1 protein-coding gene is annotated in these 293 nt (G+C 38.6%); it reads right to left on the reverse strand.

Annotated elements, in window-relative coordinates:
• Window positions 1-82: 82 nt before the first annotated feature.
• On the reverse strand, window positions 83-293 hold a 211-nt coding region (locus tag AOA62_RS00100; protein WP_143521696.1), incomplete at its 5' end, for a peptidoglycan-binding protein.

A 293-nucleotide genomic window follows, 5' to 3' on the forward strand; every position in this document is an offset into this window, starting at 1 on the left:
AAAAAATAGGGCACTCAAAAAGGTGATAACTCCCTTTCAAGTGCCCCACATTACAATCCATTCTCACTAGCAACTAGAACATTTAATTCACTAGCAGTTCAACTGCCTTTTTAAATTGATTATCAAACTCTCTGTCCTGAATGATATTTATTAACTCAGTTTGGAGTAGGTCAGCAGTATCACGGTCAATTTCTCCAGTGACCTCTATATCCATCTCAGCTTGAAATGACTTTACAGCAGCAACAGTTTCTTCACTAAAATACCCATCGTCACGGCCAGGTTCATACTCAAGA

The sequence above is a fragment of the Pseudomonas sp. 2995-3 genome (assembly GCF_002742565.1).
GTDB lineage: Bacteria > Pseudomonadota > Gammaproteobacteria > Pseudomonadales > Pseudomonadaceae > Aquipseudomonas > Aquipseudomonas edaphica.